20 protein-coding genes and 1 pseudogene are annotated in these 21,342 nt (G+C 54.9%); 10 read left to right on the top strand and 11 right to left on the bottom strand.

Features of this window, described 5'->3' with window-relative positions; all coding sequences use genetic code 11:
* Nucleotides 1-58 precede the first annotated feature (58 nt).
* The 7 genes from CAP31_RS11050 to slmA all read left to right on the top strand — a co-directional run bounded on the left by CAP31_RS11050 (nucleotide 59) and on the right by slmA (nucleotide 7,418).
* Nucleotides 59-805 carry a M48 family metallopeptidase gene (locus CAP31_RS11050; RefSeq protein ID WP_223247256.1) on the top strand — a complete coding sequence of 249 codons (747 nt, stop codon included), beginning with the start codon at nucleotides 59-61 and terminating at the stop codon, nucleotides 803-805.
* Between the two features lie 71 nt (nucleotides 806-876).
* Nucleotides 877-2,583, top strand: coding sequence for an acetolactate synthase 3 catalytic subunit (locus tag CAP31_RS11045; protein ID WP_087448361.1), 1,707 nt, complete (start codon nucleotides 877-879; stop codon nucleotides 2,581-2,583).
* A gap of 2 nt (nucleotides 2,584-2,585) precedes the next feature.
* Nucleotides 2,586-3,077, top strand: coding sequence for an acetolactate synthase small subunit (gene ilvN / locus CAP31_RS11040; RefSeq protein ID WP_087447583.1), 492 nt, complete (start codon nucleotides 2,586-2,588; stop codon nucleotides 3,075-3,077).
* 62 nt (nucleotides 3,078-3,139) lie between these two features.
* Nucleotides 3,140-4,156, top strand: a complete 1,017-nt coding sequence (gene ilvC, locus CAP31_RS11035; protein WP_087447582.1) for a ketol-acid reductoisomerase — start codon at nucleotides 3,140-3,142, stop codon at nucleotides 4,154-4,156.
* Nucleotides 4,157-4,338: 182 nt separating this feature from the next.
* On the top strand, nucleotides 4,339-5,100 hold the full coding sequence (gene pssA / locus CAP31_RS11030) for a CDP-diacylglycerol--serine O-phosphatidyltransferase (RefSeq protein WP_087448360.1): 762 nt from the start codon (nucleotides 4,339-4,341) through the stop codon (nucleotides 5,098-5,100).
* 192 nt (nucleotides 5,101-5,292) lie between these two features.
* Nucleotides 5,293-6,831, top strand: a complete 1,539-nt coding sequence (locus CAP31_RS11025; protein ID WP_087447581.1) for a 2-isopropylmalate synthase — start codon at nucleotides 5,293-5,295, stop codon at nucleotides 6,829-6,831.
* Between the two features lie 14 nt (nucleotides 6,832-6,845).
* Nucleotides 6,846-7,418: a nucleoid occlusion factor SlmA gene (gene slmA / locus CAP31_RS11020; RefSeq protein WP_223247255.1), complete on the top strand. Its 573-nt coding sequence runs from the start codon at nucleotides 6,846-6,848 to the stop codon at nucleotides 7,416-7,418.
* A 10-nt stretch (nucleotides 7,419-7,428) separates the two neighbouring features.
* On the opposite strand, the gene CAP31_RS11015 is transcribed toward slmA, so the two are convergent.
* Genes CAP31_RS11015 through gpmI form a run of 4 tightly spaced genes read right to left on the bottom strand, consistent with a single transcriptional unit; the run spans nucleotide 7,429 to nucleotide 12,430 of the window.
* Entirely contained in the window at nucleotides 7,429-8,211 is a 783-nt protein-coding gene (locus tag CAP31_RS11015; RefSeq protein WP_087447579.1) for a molybdopterin-synthase adenylyltransferase MoeB, read from the bottom strand.
* Between the two features lie 2 nt (nucleotides 8,212-8,213).
* Complete coding sequence (locus tag CAP31_RS11010) at nucleotides 8,214-9,671, bottom strand: S41 family peptidase (RefSeq protein ID WP_087447578.1); 1,458 nt, start codon at nucleotides 9,669-9,671, stop codon at nucleotides 8,214-8,216.
* 15 nt (nucleotides 9,672-9,686) lie between these two features.
* Complete coding sequence (locus tag CAP31_RS11005) at nucleotides 9,687-10,898, bottom strand: murein hydrolase activator EnvC (protein WP_157662735.1); 1,212 nt, start codon at nucleotides 10,896-10,898, stop codon at nucleotides 9,687-9,689.
* Nucleotides 10,895-12,430, bottom strand: coding sequence for a 2,3-bisphosphoglycerate-independent phosphoglycerate mutase (gene gpmI, locus CAP31_RS11000; RefSeq protein ID WP_087447576.1), 1,536 nt, complete (start codon nucleotides 12,428-12,430; stop codon nucleotides 10,895-10,897). Before gpmI ends, CAP31_RS11005 begins: the two co-directional genes overlap by 4 nt.
* Nucleotides 12,431-12,561: 131 nt before the next feature.
* On the opposite strand from gpmI, the gene CAP31_RS10995 reads away from it, so the two are divergent.
* Nucleotides 12,562-12,891, top strand: coding sequence for a helix-turn-helix transcriptional regulator (locus CAP31_RS10995; RefSeq protein WP_087447575.1), 330 nt, complete (start codon nucleotides 12,562-12,564; stop codon nucleotides 12,889-12,891).
* 80 nt (nucleotides 12,892-12,971) lie between these two features.
* On the opposite strand, the pseudogene aspS reads toward CAP31_RS10995, so the two are convergent.
* The 4 genes and pseudogenes from aspS to CAP31_RS10975 form a co-directional block, all read right to left on the bottom strand.
* Nucleotides 12,972-14,755: pseudogene (aspS, locus tag CAP31_RS10990) on the bottom strand (aspartate--tRNA ligase).
* A 23-nt stretch (nucleotides 14,756-14,778) separates the two neighbouring features.
* On the bottom strand, nucleotides 14,779-15,390 hold the full coding sequence (locus CAP31_RS10985; RefSeq protein ID WP_087447574.1) for a DUF502 domain-containing protein: 612 nt from the start codon (nucleotides 15,388-15,390) through the stop codon (nucleotides 14,779-14,781).
* Between the two features lie 25 nt (nucleotides 15,391-15,415).
* Entirely contained in the window at nucleotides 15,416-15,667 is a 252-nt protein-coding gene (locus CAP31_RS10980) for an FmdB family zinc ribbon protein (RefSeq protein ID WP_087447573.1), read from the bottom strand.
* Between the two features lie 77 nt (nucleotides 15,668-15,744).
* The gene (locus tag CAP31_RS10975) at nucleotides 15,745-17,706 is read right to left on the bottom strand and encodes a site-specific recombinase (RefSeq protein WP_087447572.1); all 1,962 of its coding nucleotides are present in this window, start codon (nucleotides 17,704-17,706) and stop codon (nucleotides 15,745-15,747) included.
* A 179-nt stretch (nucleotides 17,707-17,885) separates the two neighbouring features.
* Here CAP31_RS10975 and CAP31_RS10970 point away from each other — a divergent pair, with 179 nt between their 5' ends.
* Together CAP31_RS10970 and CAP31_RS10965 are read left to right on the top strand one after the other, a co-directional pair.
* Nucleotides 17,886-18,347, top strand: coding sequence for a cytochrome c (locus CAP31_RS10970; protein ID WP_087447571.1), 462 nt, complete (start codon nucleotides 17,886-17,888; stop codon nucleotides 18,345-18,347).
* 9 nt (nucleotides 18,348-18,356) lie between these two features.
* The gene (locus CAP31_RS10965; RefSeq protein ID WP_087447570.1) at nucleotides 18,357-18,587 is read left to right on the top strand and encodes a hypothetical protein; all 231 of its coding nucleotides are present in this window, start codon (nucleotides 18,357-18,359) and stop codon (nucleotides 18,585-18,587) included.
* On the opposite strand, the gene CAP31_RS10960 is transcribed toward CAP31_RS10965, so the two are convergent.
* The 3 genes from CAP31_RS10960 to ppx are packed head-to-tail and all read right to left on the bottom strand — an operon-like array spanning nucleotide 18,588 to nucleotide 21,342.
* Entirely contained in the window at nucleotides 18,588-19,148 is a 561-nt protein-coding gene (locus CAP31_RS10960; protein WP_087447569.1) for a YaeQ family protein, read from the bottom strand. It abuts the gene before it with no gap.
* Between the two features lie 11 nt (nucleotides 19,149-19,159).
* Nucleotides 19,160-19,831, bottom strand: coding sequence for a cytochrome b/b6 domain-containing protein (locus CAP31_RS10955; RefSeq protein WP_087447568.1), 672 nt, complete (start codon nucleotides 19,829-19,831; stop codon nucleotides 19,160-19,162).
* Nucleotides 19,832-19,857: 26 nt separating this feature from the next.
* Nucleotides 19,858-21,342: an exopolyphosphatase gene (gene ppx, locus CAP31_RS10950; RefSeq protein WP_087447567.1), complete on the bottom strand. Its 1,485-nt coding sequence runs from the start codon at nucleotides 21,340-21,342 to the stop codon at nucleotides 19,858-19,860.

Genomic DNA, 21,342 nt, shown 5'->3' with positions numbered 1-21,342 from the left:
ATTCAGGCGATTTGCAATCATTTTGATCGGTACGTTGACAGTCACAGGGTGTCAGACGGTGAATACAACGAATGGCGGAGCGGTGGGGATAAACCGCCCGCAAACGATGTCGCAGCTGGTTTCCAGCCAGTCTTTGATGCAGCAGGCGACCCTGACCTACAGCAATCTGCTGGGTAAAGAGGCGCGGCAAGGCGATTTGAACCCGAACCCGGCGCAAACTGCACGAGTGCGCGCGATCGTCAACCGGCTGATTCCGCAAACCGCCGTGTTTCGTCCCGATGCCTTGAGCTGGAAATGGGAGGTGAATGTCATCCGCTCGCCGGAAGTGAACGCATGGTGCATGCCTGGCGGCAAGATTGCGATTTATACCGGCATTATCGACAAGCTCAAGTTAAGCGACGACGAGATTGCCGCCGTAATGGGCCATGAAATCGCTCACGCAGTGCGTGAGCATGCGCGCGAGCAGGCATCCGAACAGAGTTTGCTGCAATTGGGTATGCTGGGTGCACAGATAGGCGGTGTCGGTCGCGGCACGGTGAATGCAGCCGGGCAGCTGTATCAGGTCGGGGTCGGCTTGCCGCATAGCCGCCTGCATGAAACCGAAGCTGACCGGATGGGGGTGGAGCTGGCAGCACGGGCAGGTTACGATCCGCGCGCAGCGATCGGTCTGTGGCAGAAAATGAGCAAGCTGGGGGGGAATCCGCCCGAGTTCCTCAGTACCCATCCCAGCCCGGATACGCGCATGCAGGATCTGGCGGTATATTCAGAGCGGGTGATGCCGCTATATTTAGCTGCAAAAAGGTAATTTTTTTGACCTAAAGCCTGTTTAGCTTTAGTATTGAATGTTCTTCGGATTAAATGGATTGGCAACCGCAAATGGAATTAACAGGCGCTGAGATTACCGTACGTTGCTTGGCAGATGAAGGCGTCGAATTTGTATTCGGCTACCCTGGCGGCGCGGTGCTCAATATATACGACGCGATTTTCAAACAAGACAAGTTCAAGCATGTGCTGGTACGCCATGAGCAGGCGGCGGTACATGCAGCTGACGGCTATGCTCGTTCGACCGGCAAGGTCGGGGTGGCGCTGGTAACCTCAGGCCCGGGTTTGACCAACGCCGTGACCGGTATCGCCACGGCCTACATGGATTCCATTCCGATGGTGGTGATCAGTGGCCAAGTGCCGACCGGCGCTATCGGCATGGATGCGTTCCAGGAAGTGGATACTGTGGGTATCACGCGTCCGTGTGTGAAACACAATTTTCTGGTCAAGGACATCAAGGATCTGGCCGAAACCATGAAAAAGGCATTCTATATCGCCTCTACCGGTCGCCCTGGTCCGGTGCTGGTGGATATTCCCAAGGATATCACCGGCCAGTCATTCGCATATTTTTACCCTGAAACGGTAACCATGCGTTCCTACACCCCGGTGGTCAAGGGGCATACCGGGCAAATCAAGAAAGCCGCGCAAATGCTGTTCGAGGCCAAACGCCCGATGATATACAGCGGCGGCGGCGTGGTGCTGGGCAATGCGTCGAAACAGCTGATCGAGCTGACCCGGATGCTGGGTTTTCCGTGCACCAATACGCTGATGGGCCTGGGCGCCTATCCGGCGACTGACAAGCAATTCGTCGGCATGCTGGGCATGCATGGCACCTACGAAGCCAATATGGCGATGCAGCACTGTGACGTATTGCTGGCCGTAGGCGCACGTTTTGACGATCGCGTGATCGGTTCGCCCGATCACTTTGCGCGTGAAGCGCGCCGCATCATTCATATCGATATCGATCCTTCTTCCATTTCCAAACGCGTGAAAGTGGATGTGCCTATCGTGGGTGACGTGGCGGCGGTACTGGATGAATTGATCAAACTGATCAAAACCGGCAAGGAACGTCGTGATGAAGCCGCGCTGGGCGCATGGTGGTCGCAGATCGAGGATTGGCGCAGCAAGGACTGCCTCAAATTCGATCGCAAGAGCAATATCATCAAGCCGCAGTATGTGGTGGAGAAACTGTGGGAAGTGACCAAGGGCGATGCCTTTGTCACCACCGACGTCGGTCAGCATCAAATGTGGGCGGCGCAGTTCTATAAATTCGACCAGCCGCGCCGTTGGGTGACTTCCGGCGGCCTGGGCACCATGGGATTCGGTTTGCCGGCAGCGATGGGCGTGCAGCTGGCGCATCCGCATCGTGATGTGGCGTGTATTACCGGTGAATCGAGCATACAGATGTGTATACAGGAGTTATCTACCTGTCGCCAGTACCATATCCCGCTTAAAATCGTGAATCTGAATAACCGCTACATGGGTATGGTGCGGCAATGGCAGGAGTTCTTCTATGGCAATCGTTATGCCGAATCCTACATGGATTCCTTGCCTGACTTTGTCAAGCTCGCCGAGGCGTATGGCCATGTGGGCATGAAGATCGAAAAACCGGAAGACGTCGAACCCGCTCTGCGCGAAGCATTTGCGCTCAAGGATCGTCTGGTGTTTATGGATTTCATCACCGACCAGACTGAAAACGTGTTCCCTATGGTACCGGGCGGCGCAGGTATTACTGAAATGATTTTGGCAGAGGAGCTTTGAACATGCGCCATATTATTTCTATATTGATGGAAAATGAAGCCGGTGCCCTATCGCGTGTCGCCGGATTGTTCTCGGCGCGCGGTTATAATATCGAGTCGTTGACTGTTGCGCCTACCGAAGACGTCACGCTGTCACGCATGACCATCGTCACCCGTGGTTCGGAGGACGTGATCGAACAAATCGTCAAGCAACTCAACAAGTTGATTGATGTGGTTAAAATTCTGGATTTGTCGGATGGCAGCCATATCGAACGCGAACTCATGCTGGTCAAGGTGCGCGCGTTCGGTAAGGACCGCGAGGAAATGAAGCGCATGGCGGATATTTTCCGTGGCCGCATTATTGATGTCACTGAAAAAACCTACACTATCGAATTAACCGGCCCGGGAACGAAACTGGATGCCTTTATCGAGGCGATCGACCCTGTGGCGATTTTGGAAACCGTGCGTACCGGGGCTTCCGGTATCGGTCGCGGCGAACGCATACTTAAAGTTTAAGACTGCGCACGCAATACGTGTGTGGTCGCATTTTGATTTTTACTTGTATAAGGAAGTTTTACATGAATGTTTATTACGACAAAGACGCCGACCTTTCGCTGATCAAGGGCAAGACCGTAGCGATCATCGGCTATGGCTCGCAAGGCCATGCGCACGCTAACAACCTCAAGGATTCCGGCGTTAACGTGATTGTCGGCTTGCGCAAAGACGGCGCATCCTGGAGCAAGGCTGAAGCCGCAGGCCTGAAAGTGCAAGAAGTAGGCGCAGCGGTAAAAAATGCCGATTTGATCATGATCCTGGTGCCTGACGAACAGCAACCTGATGTTTACAAAAACGATATTGCGCCTAATCTGAAAGCGGGTGCGACCCTGGCTTTTGCGCATGGTTTCAATATCCATTATGGCCAGATCACCCCGCGCAAGGATGTGGATGTGGTGATGATTGCGCCTAAAGGCCCGGGCCATCTGGTGCGTTCTACCTACAAACAGGGTGGCGGCGTACCTTCGCTGATCGCGATACATCAGGATAACTCCGGCAAGGCGCGCGATCTGGCATTGTCTTATGCTGCGGCCAACGGCGGCACCAAAGGCGGCGTGATCGAGACTTCGTTCCGTGAAGAAACCGAAACTGACTTGTTCGGCGAGCAGGCTGTGTTGTGCGGCGGTTGCGTAGAGCTGGTCAAAGCCGGTTTCGAGACGCTGACTGAAGCAGGTTATGCACCTGAAATGGCTTATTTTGAATGCCTGCACGAATTGAAACTGATCGTCGACCTGATGTACGAAGGCGGCATCGCCAACATGAATTATTCGATCTCCAATAACGCAGAATACGGCGAGTACGTGACCGGCCCGGCTGTGATCGCTGATCAGGCGCGCGCCGCAATGAAGCAGGCGCTGGCCAACATCCAGAACGGCGAATACGCCAAAAGCTTCATTCTGGAAAACAAGGCCGGTGCTGCCGGTATGCATGCCAAGCGTCGTCAGAATGCAGAACATCCGATCGAAATTGTCGGTGAAAAACTGCGTGGCATGATGCCGTGGATCAAGCAAAACAAGTTAGTGGATCAAACCAAGAACTGATGATAAAGCCAAAACGAGGTCGCAGACCTCGTTTTGTTTGGTACCTGCCAAACGTAATCCGATGCTTGCCAGCGATGAGAAATCGATACAAAAACATTCGTTGAGACATCGTTTACGTTCGGATCATGTAAGGGCAATAGTAACGCTTTTGCACCAGCCTAAATCCAATGCCAGATAAACCTATGTCAGAACATCATAGTTACAAACCGTTAATCGGTAAGCAATCGCAGCGGCGTGGAATTTACCTGCTGCCAAACCTGTTTACCACAGCAGCGCTGTTTGCCGGCTTCTATGCCATCGTGCAGGCCATGAATGGTCGTTTCGAACTGGCGGCGGTGGCAATATTCGTGGCGATGGTGCTGGACGGGCTGGACGGTCGTGTGGCTCGTTTGACCCATACGCAAAGTGCATTCGGTGCCGAGTATGATTCCTTGTCGGATATGGTGTCATTTGGCGTTGCGCCGGCCCTGATCGCCTATGTCTGGGCGTTGAAAGGCATGGGGAAGCTGGGATGGATGGCGGCGTTCGTGTATTGCGTCGGCGCTGCATTGCGCCTTGCACGCTTCAATACGCAACTGGATGTGGCAGATAAGCGTTATTTCCAGGGCTTGCCCAGCCCGGCAGCGGCGGCGCTGGTCGCTGGCCTGGTGTGGGTGATGAATGAATACGGCATCGCCGGGAACGATGTCAGATGGCTGGCATTTTTTGTGACACTGTTCGCCGGTTTGACGATGGTGAGCAATGTGCGCTATTACAGCGGCAAGGATATCAACTTGCGGCGCAGCGTACCTTTTGTCGTCGTGTTTCTGATTGCAATGGGATTCGTGCTGGTCGCGTACAGTCCGCCTGAAATCCTGTTCGCCATCGTGACGCTGTACGCGTTATCGGGTTATGCGAGCAGTGCCTGGGCATGGTTACGCAGAAACAAAATCAAGCCGCAATAACAATTTTCTTGTCAATTGTGAACAGAGTACTTATGCATGCTTACGAACAATTCATTCAGTATGCTGCTATCCGTCCGGCTGCTGCGCTTGGCGCGCTAATAATAAACCCCCTTTCCTCTTCGTGACATTCGTGCCTGGCAATCATCTGTTTGCAGGCAAACCAGTTCAGTGATATTTAGCATGGAGTAAACCATGAGCAGCGACCATTTGATTATATTTGATACAACTTTGCGCGATGGCGAGCAGAGCCCCGGCGCGTCGATGACGCGCGAGGAAAAGGTCCGTATCGCGCGGCAACTGGAGCGCATGCGGGTGGACATCATCGAGGCCGGTTTCCCGGCCGCCTCGAACGGTGATTTTGAATCGGTCAAGGCAGTCGCCGATGCGGTCAAGGACAGTACCGTCTGTGGTCTGGCACGCGCCCTGGAACGTGATATCCAGCGCGCCGGCGAAGCGTTGCGCGGCGCCAATTCCTCGCGTATCCATACCTTTATTGCTACCAGCCCAATCCACATGGAGAAGAAGCTGCGCATGTCGCCCGATCAGGTCATCGAGCAGGCTGTCAAAGCGGTGACCTGGGCACGGCAATACACGGATAACGTCGAGTTCTCACCGGAAGATGCCGGGCGCTCGGATCAGGATTTCCTGTGCCGCGTACTGGAGGCGGTGATCGATGCCGGCGCGCGTACTTTGAATATCCCGGATACAGTCGGTTACAGCGTACCTGAGCAATTCGGCACGCTCATCCGCAACTTGCGCGAACGTATTCCGAATTCGGACAAGGCCATATTTTCGGTGCATTGTCACAACGACCTGGGGCTGGCAGTGGCGAATTCCCTGTCAGCGGTGATGAATGGCGCGCGTCAGGTCGAGTGTACTGTCAATGGCTTGGGTGAGCGTGCGGGCAATGCGGCGCTGGAAGAAATCGTCATGGCGGTGCGTACGCGTTCGGATGTGTTCCACTGCGCTACCCGCATCGACACCACGCAGATAGTGCCCGCGTCGCGCTTGGTGGCTAGCATTACCGGATTCGCCGTGCAGCCGAACAAAGCCATCGTCGGCGCCAATGCGTTTGCACATGAGTCCGGTATCCATCAGGATGGCGTGCTCAAGCATCGCGAGACCTATGAAATCATGCGCGCGGAAGATGTCGGCTGGAGCGCCAATAAAATGGTGCTGGGCAAGCATTCCGGACGCAATGCGTTCCGTACCCGTCTGACCGAACTTGGCATCGATTTGGGTACGGAAGAAGCCGTTAACGCCGCTTTTTCCCGTTTCAAGGAATTGGCCGACAAGAAACACGAGATTTTCGATGAGGATCTGCACGCTTTAGTCAGTGAAGAAGCTGCTGCTAACGCAGTTGAAGCCTACAAATTGGTATCGCTCAAGGTGTGCTCGGAAACGGGCGAGATTCCTTTTGCCAAGGTTGTGATCAGCGCACATGGCGAGGAAAAAACCGCCAGCTCCGCGGGCGGCGGTCCGGTTGACGCAACTTTCAAGGCGCTGGAGCAGATAGTGAACAGCAGCGCGGAATTGCAGTTGTATTCGGTGAATAACATCACCACTGGCACTGATGCCCAGGGAGAAGTGACCGTGCGCCTGTCCAAAGCCGGACGGATCGTCAATGGGCAGGGTGCGGATACCGATATCGTAGTGGCTTCAGCTGAGGCCTATCTGGATGCGTTAAACGGCTTGTATAATAAATTGGAACGAGCGCATCCGCAGATTTAATAAGGGGAGTAGCAGTGTCAGTACCGGGAGAGAGAAAATTACAAATATTGCAAACACTGGCTGAAATGTTGGAAATGCCCGCCGCAGAGAAAATCACGACGGCGTCATTGGCAGCCCGTTTGCAAGTATCGGAAGCAGCGCTGTACCGGCATTTTGCCAGCAAGGCGCAGATGTTCGAAGGCTTGATCGAGTTTATCGAACAATCCGTATTCGGGCTGATCAATAAAATCACCTCCAGCCAGGAAAGCGGCATCGCACAGCTGGAGGCAATTACCAAGGTATTGTTAGGCTTTGCCGAAACCAACCCCGGCATGACGCGTGTGCTGATCGGCGATGCGCTGGTCAACGAGAATGACCGCTTGCAGGCGCGTATCACGCAATTGCACGACCGTCTGGAAGCGACATTGCGCCAAAGTCTGCGTATCGCCGTGACGCAAGCCGAAACCACAGTCGATGCGAATATTGCCGCTAACATGCTGCTTTGCATTGTGATCGGCAAGTGGCAGCAATTTGCCAAGAGCGGTTTCAAACGACTGCCGAATGCCGATTTTGCCGGGTTGTGGCTGGTCCTGCGGACGGCAATTTAGATTGCAGGCGTCAGTTAGCTGCCGATTCGGAATCGGCGGTCGGCTGGTATTGGCCGCATACATCGCATTCCGAATCGCGTGTAAGTTTGATGCTGCGCCACTGCATATCAAGCGCATCCAGCAGTAACAGACGACCATTCAATGTTTTTCCCGCGCCGCAGATGAGTTTGAGTGCTTCGGCGGCTTGCGTCGCGCCGATGATGCCGACCAGCGGTGAAAACACGCCGTTTTCTGCACATCTCACTTCATCAGCATCGCTGTTTTCCGGATACAGGCAGTGATAGCACGGACTGTCAGGCCGGCGCATGTCAAAGATGCTGACTTGCCCGTCAAAGCGAACCGCTGCCCCTGAAACCAGCGGTTTGCGATGCGCAAGGCAAGCGCGGTTGATGGCATGGCGCGTGGCGAAGTTGTCGCTGGCATCAATAATGACGTCATGCGCGGCAACGTGATGCTCGAGCAGTGTGCCAGACAGTCGCTCGCAAACAGGCGTGACGTGCACGCGCGGATTGAGCCTGTGGATGCTGGCAGCCGCGGAGACCGCCTTGTTTTGCCCGATGGCGGCATCGTCATGAATGATTTGTCGCTGCAGATTACTGCAGTCGACGCTGTCGTTGTCGGCGATAGTGATGTGACCGACACCACTGGCGGCCAGATAGAGGGCAACCGGGGAACCCAGACCGCCCGCGCCGATAATGAGGACGCGAGCATCGAGAATGGCTTGCTGACCTGTTATGCCGATATCGTTGAGCAGGATATGCCGGCTGTAACGAAGCAGGTCAGCATCTTGCATGGTTACTGTTTTGCAGTGCTGCTTTCAACGGCTTTCGTCGATGCGTCAGCATTCTTAAGGATGTTGATCCCCTTTAACAAGCTGAGTGCCTGATTGAGCTGGAAATCATCCTTGGAAACAATTTCGCCTGGTTCCAGTTTGTTGCCTTTGGCCGGTTTGCCGGATTTGTCATCGGTTTTTTGCGGGGCGACAATTTTCGGCGGAACGAGAGTACCCGTATCGGCCGGGCTATTCGGGTTGCTCAGATGATTTTCCAGATCGGCTTCGCGTACGCCGAATCCATCCTGTTGATCGCTGCCAACGACTTTGCCTTCCTCGACAATGATATCCGGCGTGATACCTTTGTTCTGAATCGAACGCCCGCTAGGTGTGAAATAACGCGCAGTGGTCAATTTGATGCCAGTGCCGTTGCCCAATGGCAGTATCGTCTGTACCGAGCCCTTGCCGAAGGACTGGGTGCCAAGCACGATGGCACGTTTATGGTCCTGTAACGCACCTGCGACAATTTCCGAAGCGGAAGCCGAGCCGGCATTGACGAGCACCACCATAGGCACGGTTTTTACCCAGGCCGGCAAGTTCTTGAGGTAGTCAGCCTGATTGCCGCGCAAGTAGAAATCGGGCGAGGCGGTCAGTTTCATTTTGGAATCTTCTGCACGGCCATCGGTATATACCACGAGGCTATCGGGTTTAAGAAATGCAGCGGATACGCCCACCGCGCCATTGAGCAGGCCACCCGGGTCGTTGCGCAGATCCAGCACTACGCCTTTCAGTGCACCTTTGTTTTCCTTTTGCAAGGCGTCTATGGCTTGAACCATATTTTCGCCGGTGTGTTCCTGGAACTGCGTGATGCGAATGTAACCGAAGTTGGGTTCAACCAATTTGTATTTCACGCTCTTGACTTTGATAACGGCGCGAATCAGGGTGACGGTAAAAGGCTTGCTGACGCCCTTGCGTATGATGGTCAAGGTAATGGGCGTGTTGGGTTTGCCGCGCATGCGTTTCACGGCATCGTTAATCGTCAGGCCTTTGACCGGGGTGTCGTCGAGTTTGATGATGAGGTCGCCGCTTTTCAGCCCGGCTTTCTGGGCCGGCGTGTCTTCTATGGGCGAGACGACCTTGACAAAGCCGTCTTCCATGCCGACTTCTATGCCCAATCCGCCGAATTCACCCTGGGTGCCGACTTGCAGATCCTTGAAGGCATCTGCATCCATGTAGGCGGAGTGGGGGTCGAGTCCGGATAACATGCCGTTGATCGCCGAATCGATGAGTTTTTTGTCTCCGACAGGTTCGACGTAATCGCTTTTGATTTTGCCGAAGACCTCGGTAAATGCACGCAGTTCATCGAGCGGCAAGGGTTGGGTTGCTTCGCGATCGGCGATGGCAGGCAGGTTTAGCGAGAGTGCGACGCCGATGACAATACCGGACCCGACTAAACTTATTTTTTGTAGTTTGTTACGCATTACTGGCATCCTTGTTTACCTCGCTAACCAATTACTGGGGTCAAATGCTTGACTTTGGTAGCGTAATTCGAAATATAAACCCGTCTCGCTATTCCCGCCGGTGTTACCTACGCTGGCGATAGTATCGCCAGCTTTGACGCTACTACCAACCTGTTTATACAGGGTTTCATTATTGCTGTACAGACTCATATAACCGCCGCCGTGATCGATGATAATCAGGTTGCCGAAGCCGCGTAGCCAGTCGGCAAAGACGACTTGTCCGTTGGCGACGCTATGAACCGGTTGGCCGGCGGGGGCTTTGATGAATAAGCCTTTCCACAAAGTTCCACCCTGTTCACGTGGAGTGCCGAAGCGGTGGATAAGTTCCCCCCGGGTCGGCATAATCAGGCGGCCTTTGAGGCGCCCCAGACCAGTATCCGGCGTAAAGGGTTGAGCCAGCTGTCTGACCGGGCCGCCATGAGGTGCAATGGGCCTTGCTTTGCGCGCCTCGGCGGCTTCTCTGGCCTTTCTTTTTGCTATTGCCCTCGCCAGATCCTGCATCAGTTTGGTGATGCGTTTTTCATTCTGTTCCAGCGTGGCGATTTGCTGGCGCTGTTGCTGGATTTCGGAACCGAGCTGCTGTACGACTTGCTGTTTTATCTGGCGTTGTTGCTGTAATACTTGCCGTTGTTGCTGATGCTGCTGACGAATCTGATCCAGCCGCGCTTGTTGCTGTTGCTGTGCCTGCGTGAGCTGATCCAGTTGATTGAGATTCTGTTGCAATGCGCTGATCAGCTGATTGCGAGCACGGCTGATGTAGCTGAAGTAAGTCAGGTTGCGCGCCATCTGATTGGGATTGCCGCCGTTCATCAGCAGTTTTGCGGTGTCGGATTGTCCGGAAAAATACTGTTGCCGGATAAGCTTCATCAATTCCTGCTGCTGCCGGTCTATGGCGTTATGCGTGGTTTGGCTGCGGTTGCGCAGTTGTGTCAGCGCGAGTTCGGTGTCATTGCGCTGCTGATTCAGCTCGAACAGGGTACGGTTGGCATCGCTGATGGCCCGTTCGGATTGCTTCAGCGCATCTGCCGCCCGGTTGCGATTGGTTTCGGCCACATGATTCTGCTCGCGCAATTGCTGAATCTTGGAGCGTATTGTGGCTAGCTCGGCTGCATCTTGTGCGCCGTAAGCATTCACGCTGAGCAAGTGCAGCGCGAATGCCATACCGACAATGAGGTGGCGTGGATTCACTCGAACGTAATTAGTGACTGGCCTGTCATTTCAGCAGGTTGCGCCACATCCATGATATTGAGCAGTGTTGGGCTGATGTCTTCCAGCGCACCGTTGTCAGCCAGTGATGCACTGCGGTTGCCGATATACAGCAGCGGAACCAGATTGGTGGTATGGGCAGTGTAGGCTTGACGCGTGGATTCATCCAGCATGAGTTCGGCATTGCCGTGATCGGCGGTAATCAGGATTTCGCCACCCGTCGCCAGCATCGCCGGAATAACCCGTCCCAGACATTGGTCCAGCGCTTCGATAGCCTTGATCGCCGCTTCCAGATTGCCGGTATGTCCGACCATGTCCGCATTCGCGTAATTGCAGATGATGGCATCGAACTGGCGGCGCTCTATGGATTCCACTAATCTGTCGGTCAGTTCAAAAGCGCTCATTTCCGGTTTCATGTCATAAGTGGCGACATCCGGCGAGGCCACCATGATGCGTTCTTCCCCTTCATAGACAGTTTCTTCGCCGCCATTGAAGAAAAACGTGACATGCGGGTATTTTTCAGTCTCGGCGATACGCAGCTGTTTTAATCCCAGTTGTGCGATGTATTCGCCAAAGCCGTTGCGGATGCGCTCGGGCGGGAAGGCGACAGAGACGTTGAATTCGTCGCTGTACCCGGTCAGCGTGCAGAAATCAGCCAGCTTGGGTTGATATTCGCGTTCGAATTCGTTGAAATCCGGTTCGATGAATGTACGGGAAATCTGCCGCGCGCGATCCGAACGGAAATTCATGAATACCATGCTGTCGCCGTCCTCTACGCGGATGGGCGAGGTACCGGGCGGAACGATACTGGTCGCCTTGATGAATTCGTCGGTTTCGCCGCGGGCATAGGCCATATCGAGCCCGGTCATCGCATCTGGCGCGCTGAATTCGCCTTTGCCCTGGGTGATGAGGTCATAAGCCGCTTTCACGCGCTGCCAGCGACTGTCCCGGTCCATGGCGTAGTAGCGCCCGATCATCGAGCCGATCCGGCCGGTGTGCAATTCGTCGATTCTGGCCTGCAGATTGGCGATGAAAACGTCAGCACTCTTCGGCGCGGTATCGCGCCCATCCAGGAAGATATGCACATAGACTTTTTTCAAGCCTTCATTGGCTGCCATTTCCAGTATGGCATGGATATGACGTTCATGGCTGTGTACGCCGCCATCGGAGAGCAGGCCCAGAATATGCAGGGCCTTGTCATTTTGTTTGGCAACTTCAATCGTGTGCTTGAGTGCGGGATTGGTGAAGAAGGATCCTTCCTTGATGGCCAGATCGATACGGGTAAATTCCTGATATACCACACGTCCCGCACCGATATTCAGATGCCCTACTTCCGAATTGCCCATTTGCCCGGAAGGCAGACCAACCGCCGATTCTGATGCCTGTATCAGGGTATGCGGGTATTGTTTCCAGTAGCGGTCCCAATTGGGTTTATTGGCTTGAGCGATGGCGTTGTCGGTGTTGCATTTACGGCAACCGAAACCATCAAGAATGATCAATAATGCTGGGGTCACGGCGGTGTTCTTTCTGTGCGCTGTACGCGGATTAGCTGTAGGATTATATTCTTTGTGGTTGCGGTGATTTTAGTATATTTTAGGCTGTGATGCATTATAATAATATCGTCATGTAATTATCCTGGTTAACGATGTCCGAATCCCCACTTAATCTTGAACACGTTGATTTAATCGACAAAGACGAGCATATCGAGCAAGCCTCGCGTGCAATGAAAGCAATGTCTCATCCGCTCAGACTCAAGATTTTATGTGTGCTCGGGGATCGTGAAGTCAGTGTGCAGGATATCGTGGATAATGTCGGCACCTCACAGAGCAATATTTCCCAGCATCTGGCCATCCTGCGCGATAAGGGTGTGTTGCGCACGCGCAAGGATGCCAACCGCGTCTATTACCGTGTCGGCGATACGCGCACTTTGCGTCTGATCAGTCTGATGCGTGACGTGTTTTGCGGATTTGCCTGACCCCCAGGTCGTTTGATTTTAACCGCACTGATAAAAAAAAGCCCAGGCATGACCTGGGCTTTTTTGCGGCTGCGTGCAGTTTAAGCCTTGTTGATTTCCAGATTGCGCAAACGGATGTGCAGTTCGCGCAATTGCTTCTCGTCGACGCTGTTTGGCGCTTGCGTCATCAGATCGTTGGCGCGCTGGGTCTTGGGGAAGGCGATGACATCGCGGATGGATTCGGCACCGGCCATCAGCGCGACCAGCCGGTCCAGACCGAATGCCAGGCCGCCGTGCGGCGGTGCGCCGAATTGTAGCGCATCGAGCAGGAAGCCGAATTTTTCGCGCGCCTGCTCTTCGCTGATGCCCAGTGCGCGGAACACGATATCCTGTACGTGCTGCTGGTGGATACGGACGGAACCACCGCCCACTTCCCAGCCGTTCAAGACCATGTCGTAGGCGCGCGACAGCGCGGCGCCGGGGTTGGTTTCCAGCAGAGTCTCGTGGCCGATCTTGGGCGCGGTGAACGGATGGTGCAGCGCATCCCAGCGTTTTTCATCTTCGTTGTACTCGAACATCGGGAAGTCGACGACCCATAACGGGCGCCATTCCTTGACGGCATGGCCGTGCGCGTGACCGACCTTGATGCGTAAAGCGCCCAGTGCATCGTTGACGATTTTGGCCTTGTCCGCGCCGAAGAATATCAGGTCGCCGTTTTTCGCGCCGGTACGCTTGATGATTTCGGTCAATGCGGCTTCCGGCAGGAATTTGACGATGGGAGATTGCAGGCCGGGTTCGGTTACCTGGCTGGCATCGTTGACCTTGATGTAGGCTAGACCTTTGGCGCCGTAGATTTTGACGAAATCGGTATAGTCGTCGATTTCCTTGCGCGACAGGCTGGCGCCACCGGGTACGTTCATCGCGGCAACGCGGCCGCTTTCCATGTCAGCCGCGCCGCGGAATACCTTGAAGTCGACGGTTTTCATCAGGTCGGTAAGTTCGATCAGTTCCAGTGCAACGCGCATGTCCGGCTTGTCGGAGCCGTAGCGGTTCATTGCTTCGGAATACGGCATGCGCGGGAATGGTGCCGGCAGATCGACATCCATTACCTGTTTGAACATCTGGCGGATCATGTCTTCGACCAGATCCATGATCTGCTCCTCGGACATGAACGAGGTTTCGATATCGACCTGGGTGAATTCGGGCTGACGGTCGGCGCGCAAGTCTTCGTCGCGGAAGCATTTGGTGATCTGGAAGTAGCGATCGAAGCCGGATACCATCAACAGCTGTTTGAACAGCTGGGGCGATTGCGGCAATGCGTAGAATTGTCCGGCATGAACCCGTGACGGCACCAGATAGTCGCGCGCACCTTCCGGGGTGGAGCGGGTCAGCATCGGCGTTTCGATTTCCATGAAGCCGTTGCTGTCCAGATAATCGCGCAAGGTCTTGGAAACGCGATAGCGCAAGCGCATGTTGGCTTGCATGACCGGACGACGCAGATCCAGATAACGGTGGGTCAGGCGTACGTTTTCAGACAGGTTCTCGTCGTCCAGCTGGAACGGTGGTGTCGCCGAAGCATTGAGCACTTCGATGTCCAGTGCAAGTACTTCGATTTCGCCGGTCGCCAGATTGGCATTGGTGGTGCCTTCGGACGTGCGCGCACGCGTCCGGTGATTTTCAGCACGTATTCGCTGCGGATTTCTTCGGCGATTTTGAAGGTGTCCACCCGATCAGGGTCGCATACGACCTGGATCATGCCTTCGCGGTCACGCAAGTCAATGAAAATGACTCCGCCGTGATCGCGGCGACGATGTGCCCAGCCAGTGATAGTTATAGTTTGATCCAGATGAGCACGGTTAACCGAGCCGCAATAATGAGTACGCATGGTGATATGGGAAATGATAAATGTTAAGAATGAGCAGGAATGGCAGGTTTTTCTGGTGAACTGACCACGCCCATGGAAACGATGTATTTTAACGCCGAATCGACACTGATATCGAGTTCGATGGTTTCACTTTTTTTGACGAAAAAATAAAAGCCGTTTACCGGGCTGGGGGTGGTGGGAATAAATACGGCGACATGTTCGGCATCCAGATGCTGCCCCACTTCGCCGGGCAGGTTGGTCTGAAAGGCGATTGACCACGCTTGCGGATGCGGATACCGCACCAGCAGTACCTTGCGAAAGGCATCGCCGTTGCCGGAAAACAGGGAATCCGATACCTGTTTGACGCTATAGTAAATCGACTTGACGACAGGGATGCGCGATAACAGGGCTTCCCAGAATTGCAGCAGGCGCTGCCCCAGCATATTCGCTGTAACCAGGCCGCTCAGGAAGATTACTGCGATCGTCAAAATCACGCCGAGGCCAGGGATTCTCATCCCCAGCCAGGCTTCCGGCCGCCAGTGCATGGGCAGTAACAACAGGCTCTGATCCAGAGTCGAAATGATCAGATTGAGCGCCCATATGGTGATCCCCAGAGGCACCCAAATCAGCAGACCGGTGATGAAATAACGTTTCATGAATAATCAGCTATGGCGTCGCGATTTATACGCAGGCCGGGCATGCGCCGGTGCCGCACGCGGGCGAGGGCGCGGCATCCTGCTTACCGGTGCTGCCGTTTTTGAAATCGGTCGCATAATAGCCGTTGCCTTTAAGCTGGAAACCTGCGGCAGTAAGCTGTTTGCCGAAGCTGTCTTTGTTGCATTGCGGGCAGACGCTTAATTCGGCATCGGCCATTTTTTGCATCACATCCTGCTCAAAACCGCAGGCAGCGCATTTGTATGCATAGATAGGCATAGTGAACACTCCTGAAAAAATGAATATTGCGTTATTGTACATTAACCAATGCTAATTTTAGGGCATTTCATTGAATATCAAGATTTAAACATTCTGAGAATCAAGCGCCAGGGTGCGGCCAGCATGTCCGTTACCGCATGACCCAGCCAGCGGCGCGCATCCCGGTGCGACATGCGCGAAGCGCGTAATGCCAGATAAAATGCCAGTGAAAAACTGACCGTCAGGTTGATGAGGCCTATCGCCAGCACGCCCAGCCCGCCCCATAGCATGTTCAGCCAGCCGATATGCCAGTCCAGCGCAAACAGTGCGTAGGCCAGATTAGCGGCGCCAAAGGAAATATGCCGGATGTCGAGCGGCAGGCCGGATAAATGTCCGAATGCGGACACCAACCCCAGATACAGGCCAAAGAAGAAATTACCGGCCAGCGAACCCAGATGATTTTCAATGTAACGGATGATGGCGCGCCATACGCGTCCGCTCAGGATACGGGGCGGCCATGTCAGCATGGCGAGGCGTTGCGGGATCTTTTCATAAATGTTCTTGTTGTCGTAATAGCCGCTGACTACGCCGGACAAAAACAGGCCGATTGCAGCGATGGCGGCATACAGCCAGTTCATCGGGGCGATAAGCGAGACTTCATTAAGCAGACTTTGGGCTTTGGCCGGTGAAATTGGTTGCCAATGCCAGAAATATCCCGCCATGCTGATAATCGCAAGCGCAGTGGCGAAAGCCAGAATCAAATTACCCAGGATCGACATGAGCTGGCTACGGAACACCTGGCCGACAAATGATCGCAGAGCCTTGAATTGGCTGGACTCCGAACGTAATTGCGCAAGCGTCTTTGCCATCCAGCTCGCGGTCATCGCGGGCTGTTTGGTGGCAATAGTCAATCCCAGCATGTATATCAGCACAAAACCCAAAGCGTAGTTGAGGCTGACCAGTGCGGCTTCCTGTAACGGTAAAAAATGCGTCTGGGTGATGAGGATCTTGAGCAAGGCCATGCCGGCGACAATCACCCCGGCACCGGCTGCCGAACGGAACATGGCGAAGAGCGCGGCACGGTTCTCTGCCACATAGTGCTCACCGGTATGGCCGGCATGCTGAGTGATCTGGTAGGCAAGTTGCTGGGTCGTGCTGCGCAACAATCGGCGTACGCTGTAACGTTCGCGTGAACTGGCGCTGAGGCTGACAAATAATGTAATGATCAGATTGAATTGATCAAGCTCGCTGGCATTGAGTATGCGCAGCAAGAGATCGAGCCGTTCCAGTTGTTGCTGCAGGCGCACGCGCACATGGGTGAGTTCGATGCTGGTGCCTTGATGGGCCGCATTGCGTCCGATGCGTGCCAGCACATCACGGCACTGGGTGATGAGTACCTGGGCATGGGCGATATCGGGGGCTGCGCCCAGGTTCAGGATTTGCCGTGCGATCTCTTCATGCTGCGCCAGGAAGGGCGATGCATGCAGCTGCAATTCGGGATTGGTTTCCAGTAGCTCCGGTTCGAGTCCGGCTGCCGCAATGCGATGCGACAGGCCGTTGATGGCTTCCCTGTATTTTTGAGCCAGGCCGATAATGGCAGGGTGGGCCGGATCGAATTTCAGGGCGATGAGCAGGCGTTGCCACAGTTCAGAGGGAACCCCGCTTATCCAGTCGCCATCATCGGTTGCCAGCGTGTTATCCAGCCAGTCGCGCAGCGAATCGGCCTGAGACAATGGCGGCAACAGCTTATAGCGGATGCGGCGCGATAGCTCGCTGGCGAAACTCTGGGTGGGCAGGATGCCTGCAGACATTAATAACTCGCCGATGCGCTTGTGGCTGAGCAGGGTCAGCAAATGTTCGCGCAAGCCCTCGGCGTAGGCAGGGTGACGTTCAATGAGGCCTAACAGGTCGGCGAGATGGCGCGACGCGATCGCCACATCGCTGCTGTTCTGCGGTCTTAACAGAAAGAATATCCGCCTGATTAATGCGCCATCACTATCAGCCGGCTGGCTGGCCATGCGCTTCAAGGCGCGTTCAAGGAATTCGGGGGTGTAATCCATGAGATAATCGACAATTGATAGTCCGGTAGGGACAGGACGTTCCGATTGTATGCCGGTTATCCATCACCGTGCAACATTCAGACAAGCGTTGATCCCGGTTTATGAAAATGCTCCCGGTCAGCTCGGCGTCAGTTGAGTGGTGGCATCATAAAATGCTAATGAATTAATTTTGAAGGAAAATGATGATTAGAAGACTGCCGTTATTGCTGCTTGCCTGTTTGACGCTGGCGTCGTGTGGACACAGTGAAGTGGATACTCATCAGGGGCAGCCGGTTACCAAGCGCAAGCAGATGTTCAAGGAAATCCTGCAGTCTTTTGAGCCTATGGGCATGGCGGTGCGCGGACGCCGTCCTTACGATAAAGACCAGTTCTTGCAGCATGCGCTGACATTGCAGACTTTGAGCACCCAGCCCTGGCAATATTTTACCCCGGACAGCAATTATTCGCCGACGCGAGCCAAACCCGACGTGTGGGGTAAGCCGGTAGAATTCAAGCAGGCGCAGCAGAAATTCGTTGATGCGACGGCAAAACTGGCTGCCTCGGCCAAAACAGGCGATCTGGATGTGATTCGTCACGACTTCCATGCCGTTGAAGACAGCTGCAAGGCTTGCCATCAGCAGTTCCGCGGTATCCCGCACTAAGGCAAGGCGATGCTCGATTTCGCCCTGTCCACGCTTGCTTTTTTTGCCGCCGCTTTCTGGATACGGCGTTATCTCGATGAACAGGGCATCAACCGCGGCATGACCCGGAACACGCTGGTGTTCGTTCTGGCTACCGTGGTATCGCTGCTGGTTTCGGCGGTGGTGGACAAGTTTGAAGACAAGCCTGCCGGTGGACAGCACGGCGATGTTGCCCAGGTGCTCAAAGCGCTGGCGCAGTAATCATGCGCCGGTTTTGTTTGGGGGCGCGTTAACTGTTGTCACTGCAACTTCAACCGAGTCATGCTGATTGGCCAGCCAGATATGACCTTCCTGTAATGTGAAATTCAGCTGCATGTTGCGTTCAGCCAGTTTGCCGAGCGCGCGCGTGGTTTCGAGCGGAATGTTATACACATCCAGGTTTTTGATCTTTGCCAGCCTGCCGCTTGCCTGATCCCACCACATATCCGCAGTACGTCCGCCATAACTGTAAATGATGACATGATTGGCGCGACCGCAGGCTTTGCGCACCATTTTCTCGTCCGGCAAGCCGACATCTATCCAGGTTTTGATTGCGCCGGTCAAATCCTTGTGCCACAAATCTGGTTCGTCATCGTTGATGATGCCATTGCCGAAATTCAGTGCGTCGTTGGCGTGGAGTGCAAAGGCCAGCAAACGTACCATCATGCGTTCATCGGTTTCCGACGGGTGGCGCGCGATGGTCAGGGCATGATCCTGATAATAATGCTGATCCATGTTTGCGATCTGGAGTGCAGCTTTGAAAATTGTGGATTTGAGCGCCATGGTGTCCTGCTTTAACTGTAAATGACCAGCGCGCTGACGCCGGCAGCGACTAGCGCAAAGATTGCCAGTGCACGCCAGTTGCTGCCGAAACGCAAACTGGAAGTGGGGAGGGTGTTAGGCAGGGATTTATACCCGGTAATCATCGTGGCTATCAGGTTAGTGTGTTTGAAAAAGCGGTAAAACAGTACTGCGGCGATATGGATGCCCGCCACCGTCAGCAAGAAATCGAATGCTTCATGGTGGATGTCGCTAATGGTGTCGCTCATATCCCCGCTGACCCAGTGTGCCAGCGGTCCGCTGGCAAGCAGCTCGTCATTGGAGAACAGGCCGGTAATGGCCTGGAATGCCAATAAAGCCAGCATGATGACTACGGCCCAGCCGCCGAGCGGATTGTGCCCGATATAATTGCTCGGCCGCGGTTTGAACAGCGTAGCGGCATAAGCGAGCGTAGGGCGCAGCCCGGTGAGGAAATGCGAAAAACGCGCTGTAGTGCTGCCTGCGAATCCCCAGATGATGCGAAACAGCACCAGCGCGAGCATGGTATAGCCGGCATAGAAATGGACCTGCATCGCGTCAAACAGGTCGGCGCTTGCCCAGGAAACCGCAAAGCAGAGCACCAGGCTCCAGTGGAACAGGCGTACAGGAAAATCCCATACTTTGATTGTTTGGCTGGTCGTATTCATGAGTAAAATATCCTGAATTAAGTAAGTTATGCGATTGCAAGCACGGTGAATTTATAGCCGACCTGCTTCCAGGCGCGACTCTCGTCGGCCAGTGCCGTGGCCGTGAGCGGATTGGCGCCCAGCCAGTTTTCGTCGAGTTCGATCTGTGCCGCGTTCGGATTGAGCTTCAAGATGAACTTGCCGAGACTGATGGGGCTGCGGCTACGGCAGAAAAGTACGGCCAGGCGCAGGATCAATACCAGCGGTTGCAGCATCGCCGGGATGGGAGCCGTGTCGCTGAGCTTGTCCAGTCCGCCGCGCTGGGTGCGTACCAGCGTAGCGATACGCGCCTGATCCTTTTGCGAGAAGCCGGGCATGTCGGCATGGGCCAGAATGTAAGCGCCATGCTTGTGGTAACCGGAATGGGCGATGGAAATGCCGATCTCATGCAATTGCGCAGCCCACAGCAGATAGGGCTTGAGCTCGTGGGCGGCAGCCAGCCCGGGTTCGATCTGTTTGAACAGCTGGGAGGCAATGTCAGCGACGCGGCGCGCCTGCTTGTGATCAACGTGGTAGCGCCGCATGAACTGGCTGACCGTTGCGGCACGCATGTCGCGATGGTGGAAGCGCCCCAGCAGATCGTACAGCACGCCTTCGCGTAATGCGCCGTCGGCAATGGTCATCTGCTCGATGCCGAATTCCGCAAAGATGCCGCTCATCACCGCCACCCCGCCGGCGAATACCGGTTTGCGGTCGGCTTTCATGCCGGCAAGGTCCAGCTTGTTCTGGTTGCCGACCATGATCATGTGTTCGCGCAGGTGCGCGAGTCCTGCGCGGGTGATGCCGTGTTCTGCCCAGCCATTCTGAATCAGCACATCGCTGATTACCCGTGCGGTGCCGCTGGAGCCCACGGCTTCCTGCCATTTGCCGGCGTAACTGGCGGCAATGGTCTGCGCCTGGGAACGCGCCACGATCTCGGCCTGCGCCAGATTGTCTTTGTTGATTTGTCCGTCTGCAAAAAACCGCTGGGTGAAATTGACGCAGCCCAGATGCAGGCTTTCCATCAATTGCGGCGTCATGCCTTCGCCAATCACGCATTCGGTGGAGCCGCCGCCGATGTCAATGATGAGGCGTGGGTGTTCGGCAGCGGGCAGGCTGTGGGCGACGCCAATGTAGACCAGCCGGGCTTCTTCGCGACCGGCAATGATTTCGATGGGGTAGCCCAGAATGGCTTCGGCTTGCTGCAAAAACGCCTCGGAATTTTCTGCGACGCGCAACGCGCTGGTACCGACACAACGTACTGCACCCTGTGGCAAGCCGCGCAAGCGCTCGCTAAAACGGCTCAAACAGGCCAGCCCGCGGGCCTGGGAGGCATCGTCCAGCAGTTTGTCGGCGCCGATGCCCGCAGTCAGACGCACCGGTTCCTTGAGCGCATCCAGCGGATAAATCTGGTCGTCTACAACGCGGGCGACCTGGAGTTTGAAACTGTTGGAACCAAGATCCACGGCGGCCAGTGTGGTGTATTCATTCAT

Origin of the sequence: Sulfuriferula sp. AH1, from assembly GCF_002162035.1 — a bacterium.
Classification (GTDB): Bacteria; Pseudomonadota; Gammaproteobacteria; order Burkholderiales; family Sulfuriferulaceae; genus Sulfuriferula.
This window is presented reverse-complemented; position numbering and strand designations above follow the sequence as displayed.

What these genes read in the sequence shown, in the direction of transcription:
- CAP31_RS10985 (WP_087447574.1), bottom strand. Translation starts at nt 15,390, where the DNA reads ATGAAACGTTATTTCATCACCGGTCTGCTGATTTGGGTGCCTCTGGGG.
- CAP31_RS10980 (WP_087447573.1), bottom strand. Translation starts at nt 15,667, where the DNA reads ATGCCTATCTATGCATACAAATGCGCTGCCTGCGGTTTTGAGCAGGAT.
- CAP31_RS11025 (WP_087447581.1), top strand. Translation starts at nt 5,293, where the DNA reads ATGAGCAGCGACCATTTGATTATATTTGATACAACTTTGCGCGATGGC.
- ilvC (WP_087447582.1), top strand. Translation starts at nt 3,140, where the DNA reads ATGAATGTTTATTACGACAAAGACGCCGACCTTTCGCTGATCAAGGGC.
- CAP31_RS10975 (WP_087447572.1), bottom strand. Translation starts at nt 17,706, where the DNA reads ATGGATTACACCCCCGAATTCCTTGAACGCGCCTTGAAGCGCATGGCC.
- ppx (WP_087447567.1), bottom strand. Translation starts at nt 21,342, where the DNA reads ATGAATGAATACACCACACTGGCCGCCGTGGATCTTGGTTCCAACAGT.
- CAP31_RS11015 (WP_087447579.1), bottom strand. Translation starts at nt 8,211, where the DNA reads ATGCAAGATGCTGACCTGCTTCGTTACAGCCGGCATATCCTGCTCAAC.
- CAP31_RS10970 (WP_087447571.1), top strand. Translation starts at nt 17,886, where the DNA reads ATGATGATTAGAAGACTGCCGTTATTGCTGCTTGCCTGTTTGACGCTG.
- CAP31_RS11010 (WP_087447578.1), bottom strand. Translation starts at nt 9,671, where the DNA reads ATGCGTAACAAACTACAAAAAATAAGTTTAGTCGGGTCCGGTATTGTC.
- CAP31_RS11045 (WP_087448361.1), top strand. Translation starts at nt 877, where the DNA reads ATGGAATTAACAGGCGCTGAGATTACCGTACGTTGCTTGGCAGATGAA.
- CAP31_RS10955 (WP_087447568.1), bottom strand. Translation starts at nt 19,831, where the DNA reads ATGAATACGACCAGCCAAACAATCAAAGTATGGGATTTTCCTGTACGC.
- CAP31_RS10965 (WP_087447570.1), top strand. Translation starts at nt 18,357, where the DNA reads ATGCTCGATTTCGCCCTGTCCACGCTTGCTTTTTTTGCCGCCGCTTTC.
- CAP31_RS10960 (WP_087447569.1), bottom strand. Translation starts at nt 19,148, where the DNA reads ATGGCGCTCAAATCCACAATTTTCAAAGCTGCACTCCAGATCGCAAAC.
- ilvN (WP_087447583.1), top strand. Translation starts at nt 2,586, where the DNA reads ATGCGCCATATTATTTCTATATTGATGGAAAATGAAGCCGGTGCCCTA.
- pssA (WP_087448360.1), top strand. Translation starts at nt 4,339, where the DNA reads ATGTCAGAACATCATAGTTACAAACCGTTAATCGGTAAGCAATCGCAG.
- CAP31_RS10995 (WP_087447575.1), top strand. Translation starts at nt 12,562, where the DNA reads ATGTCCGAATCCCCACTTAATCTTGAACACGTTGATTTAATCGACAAA.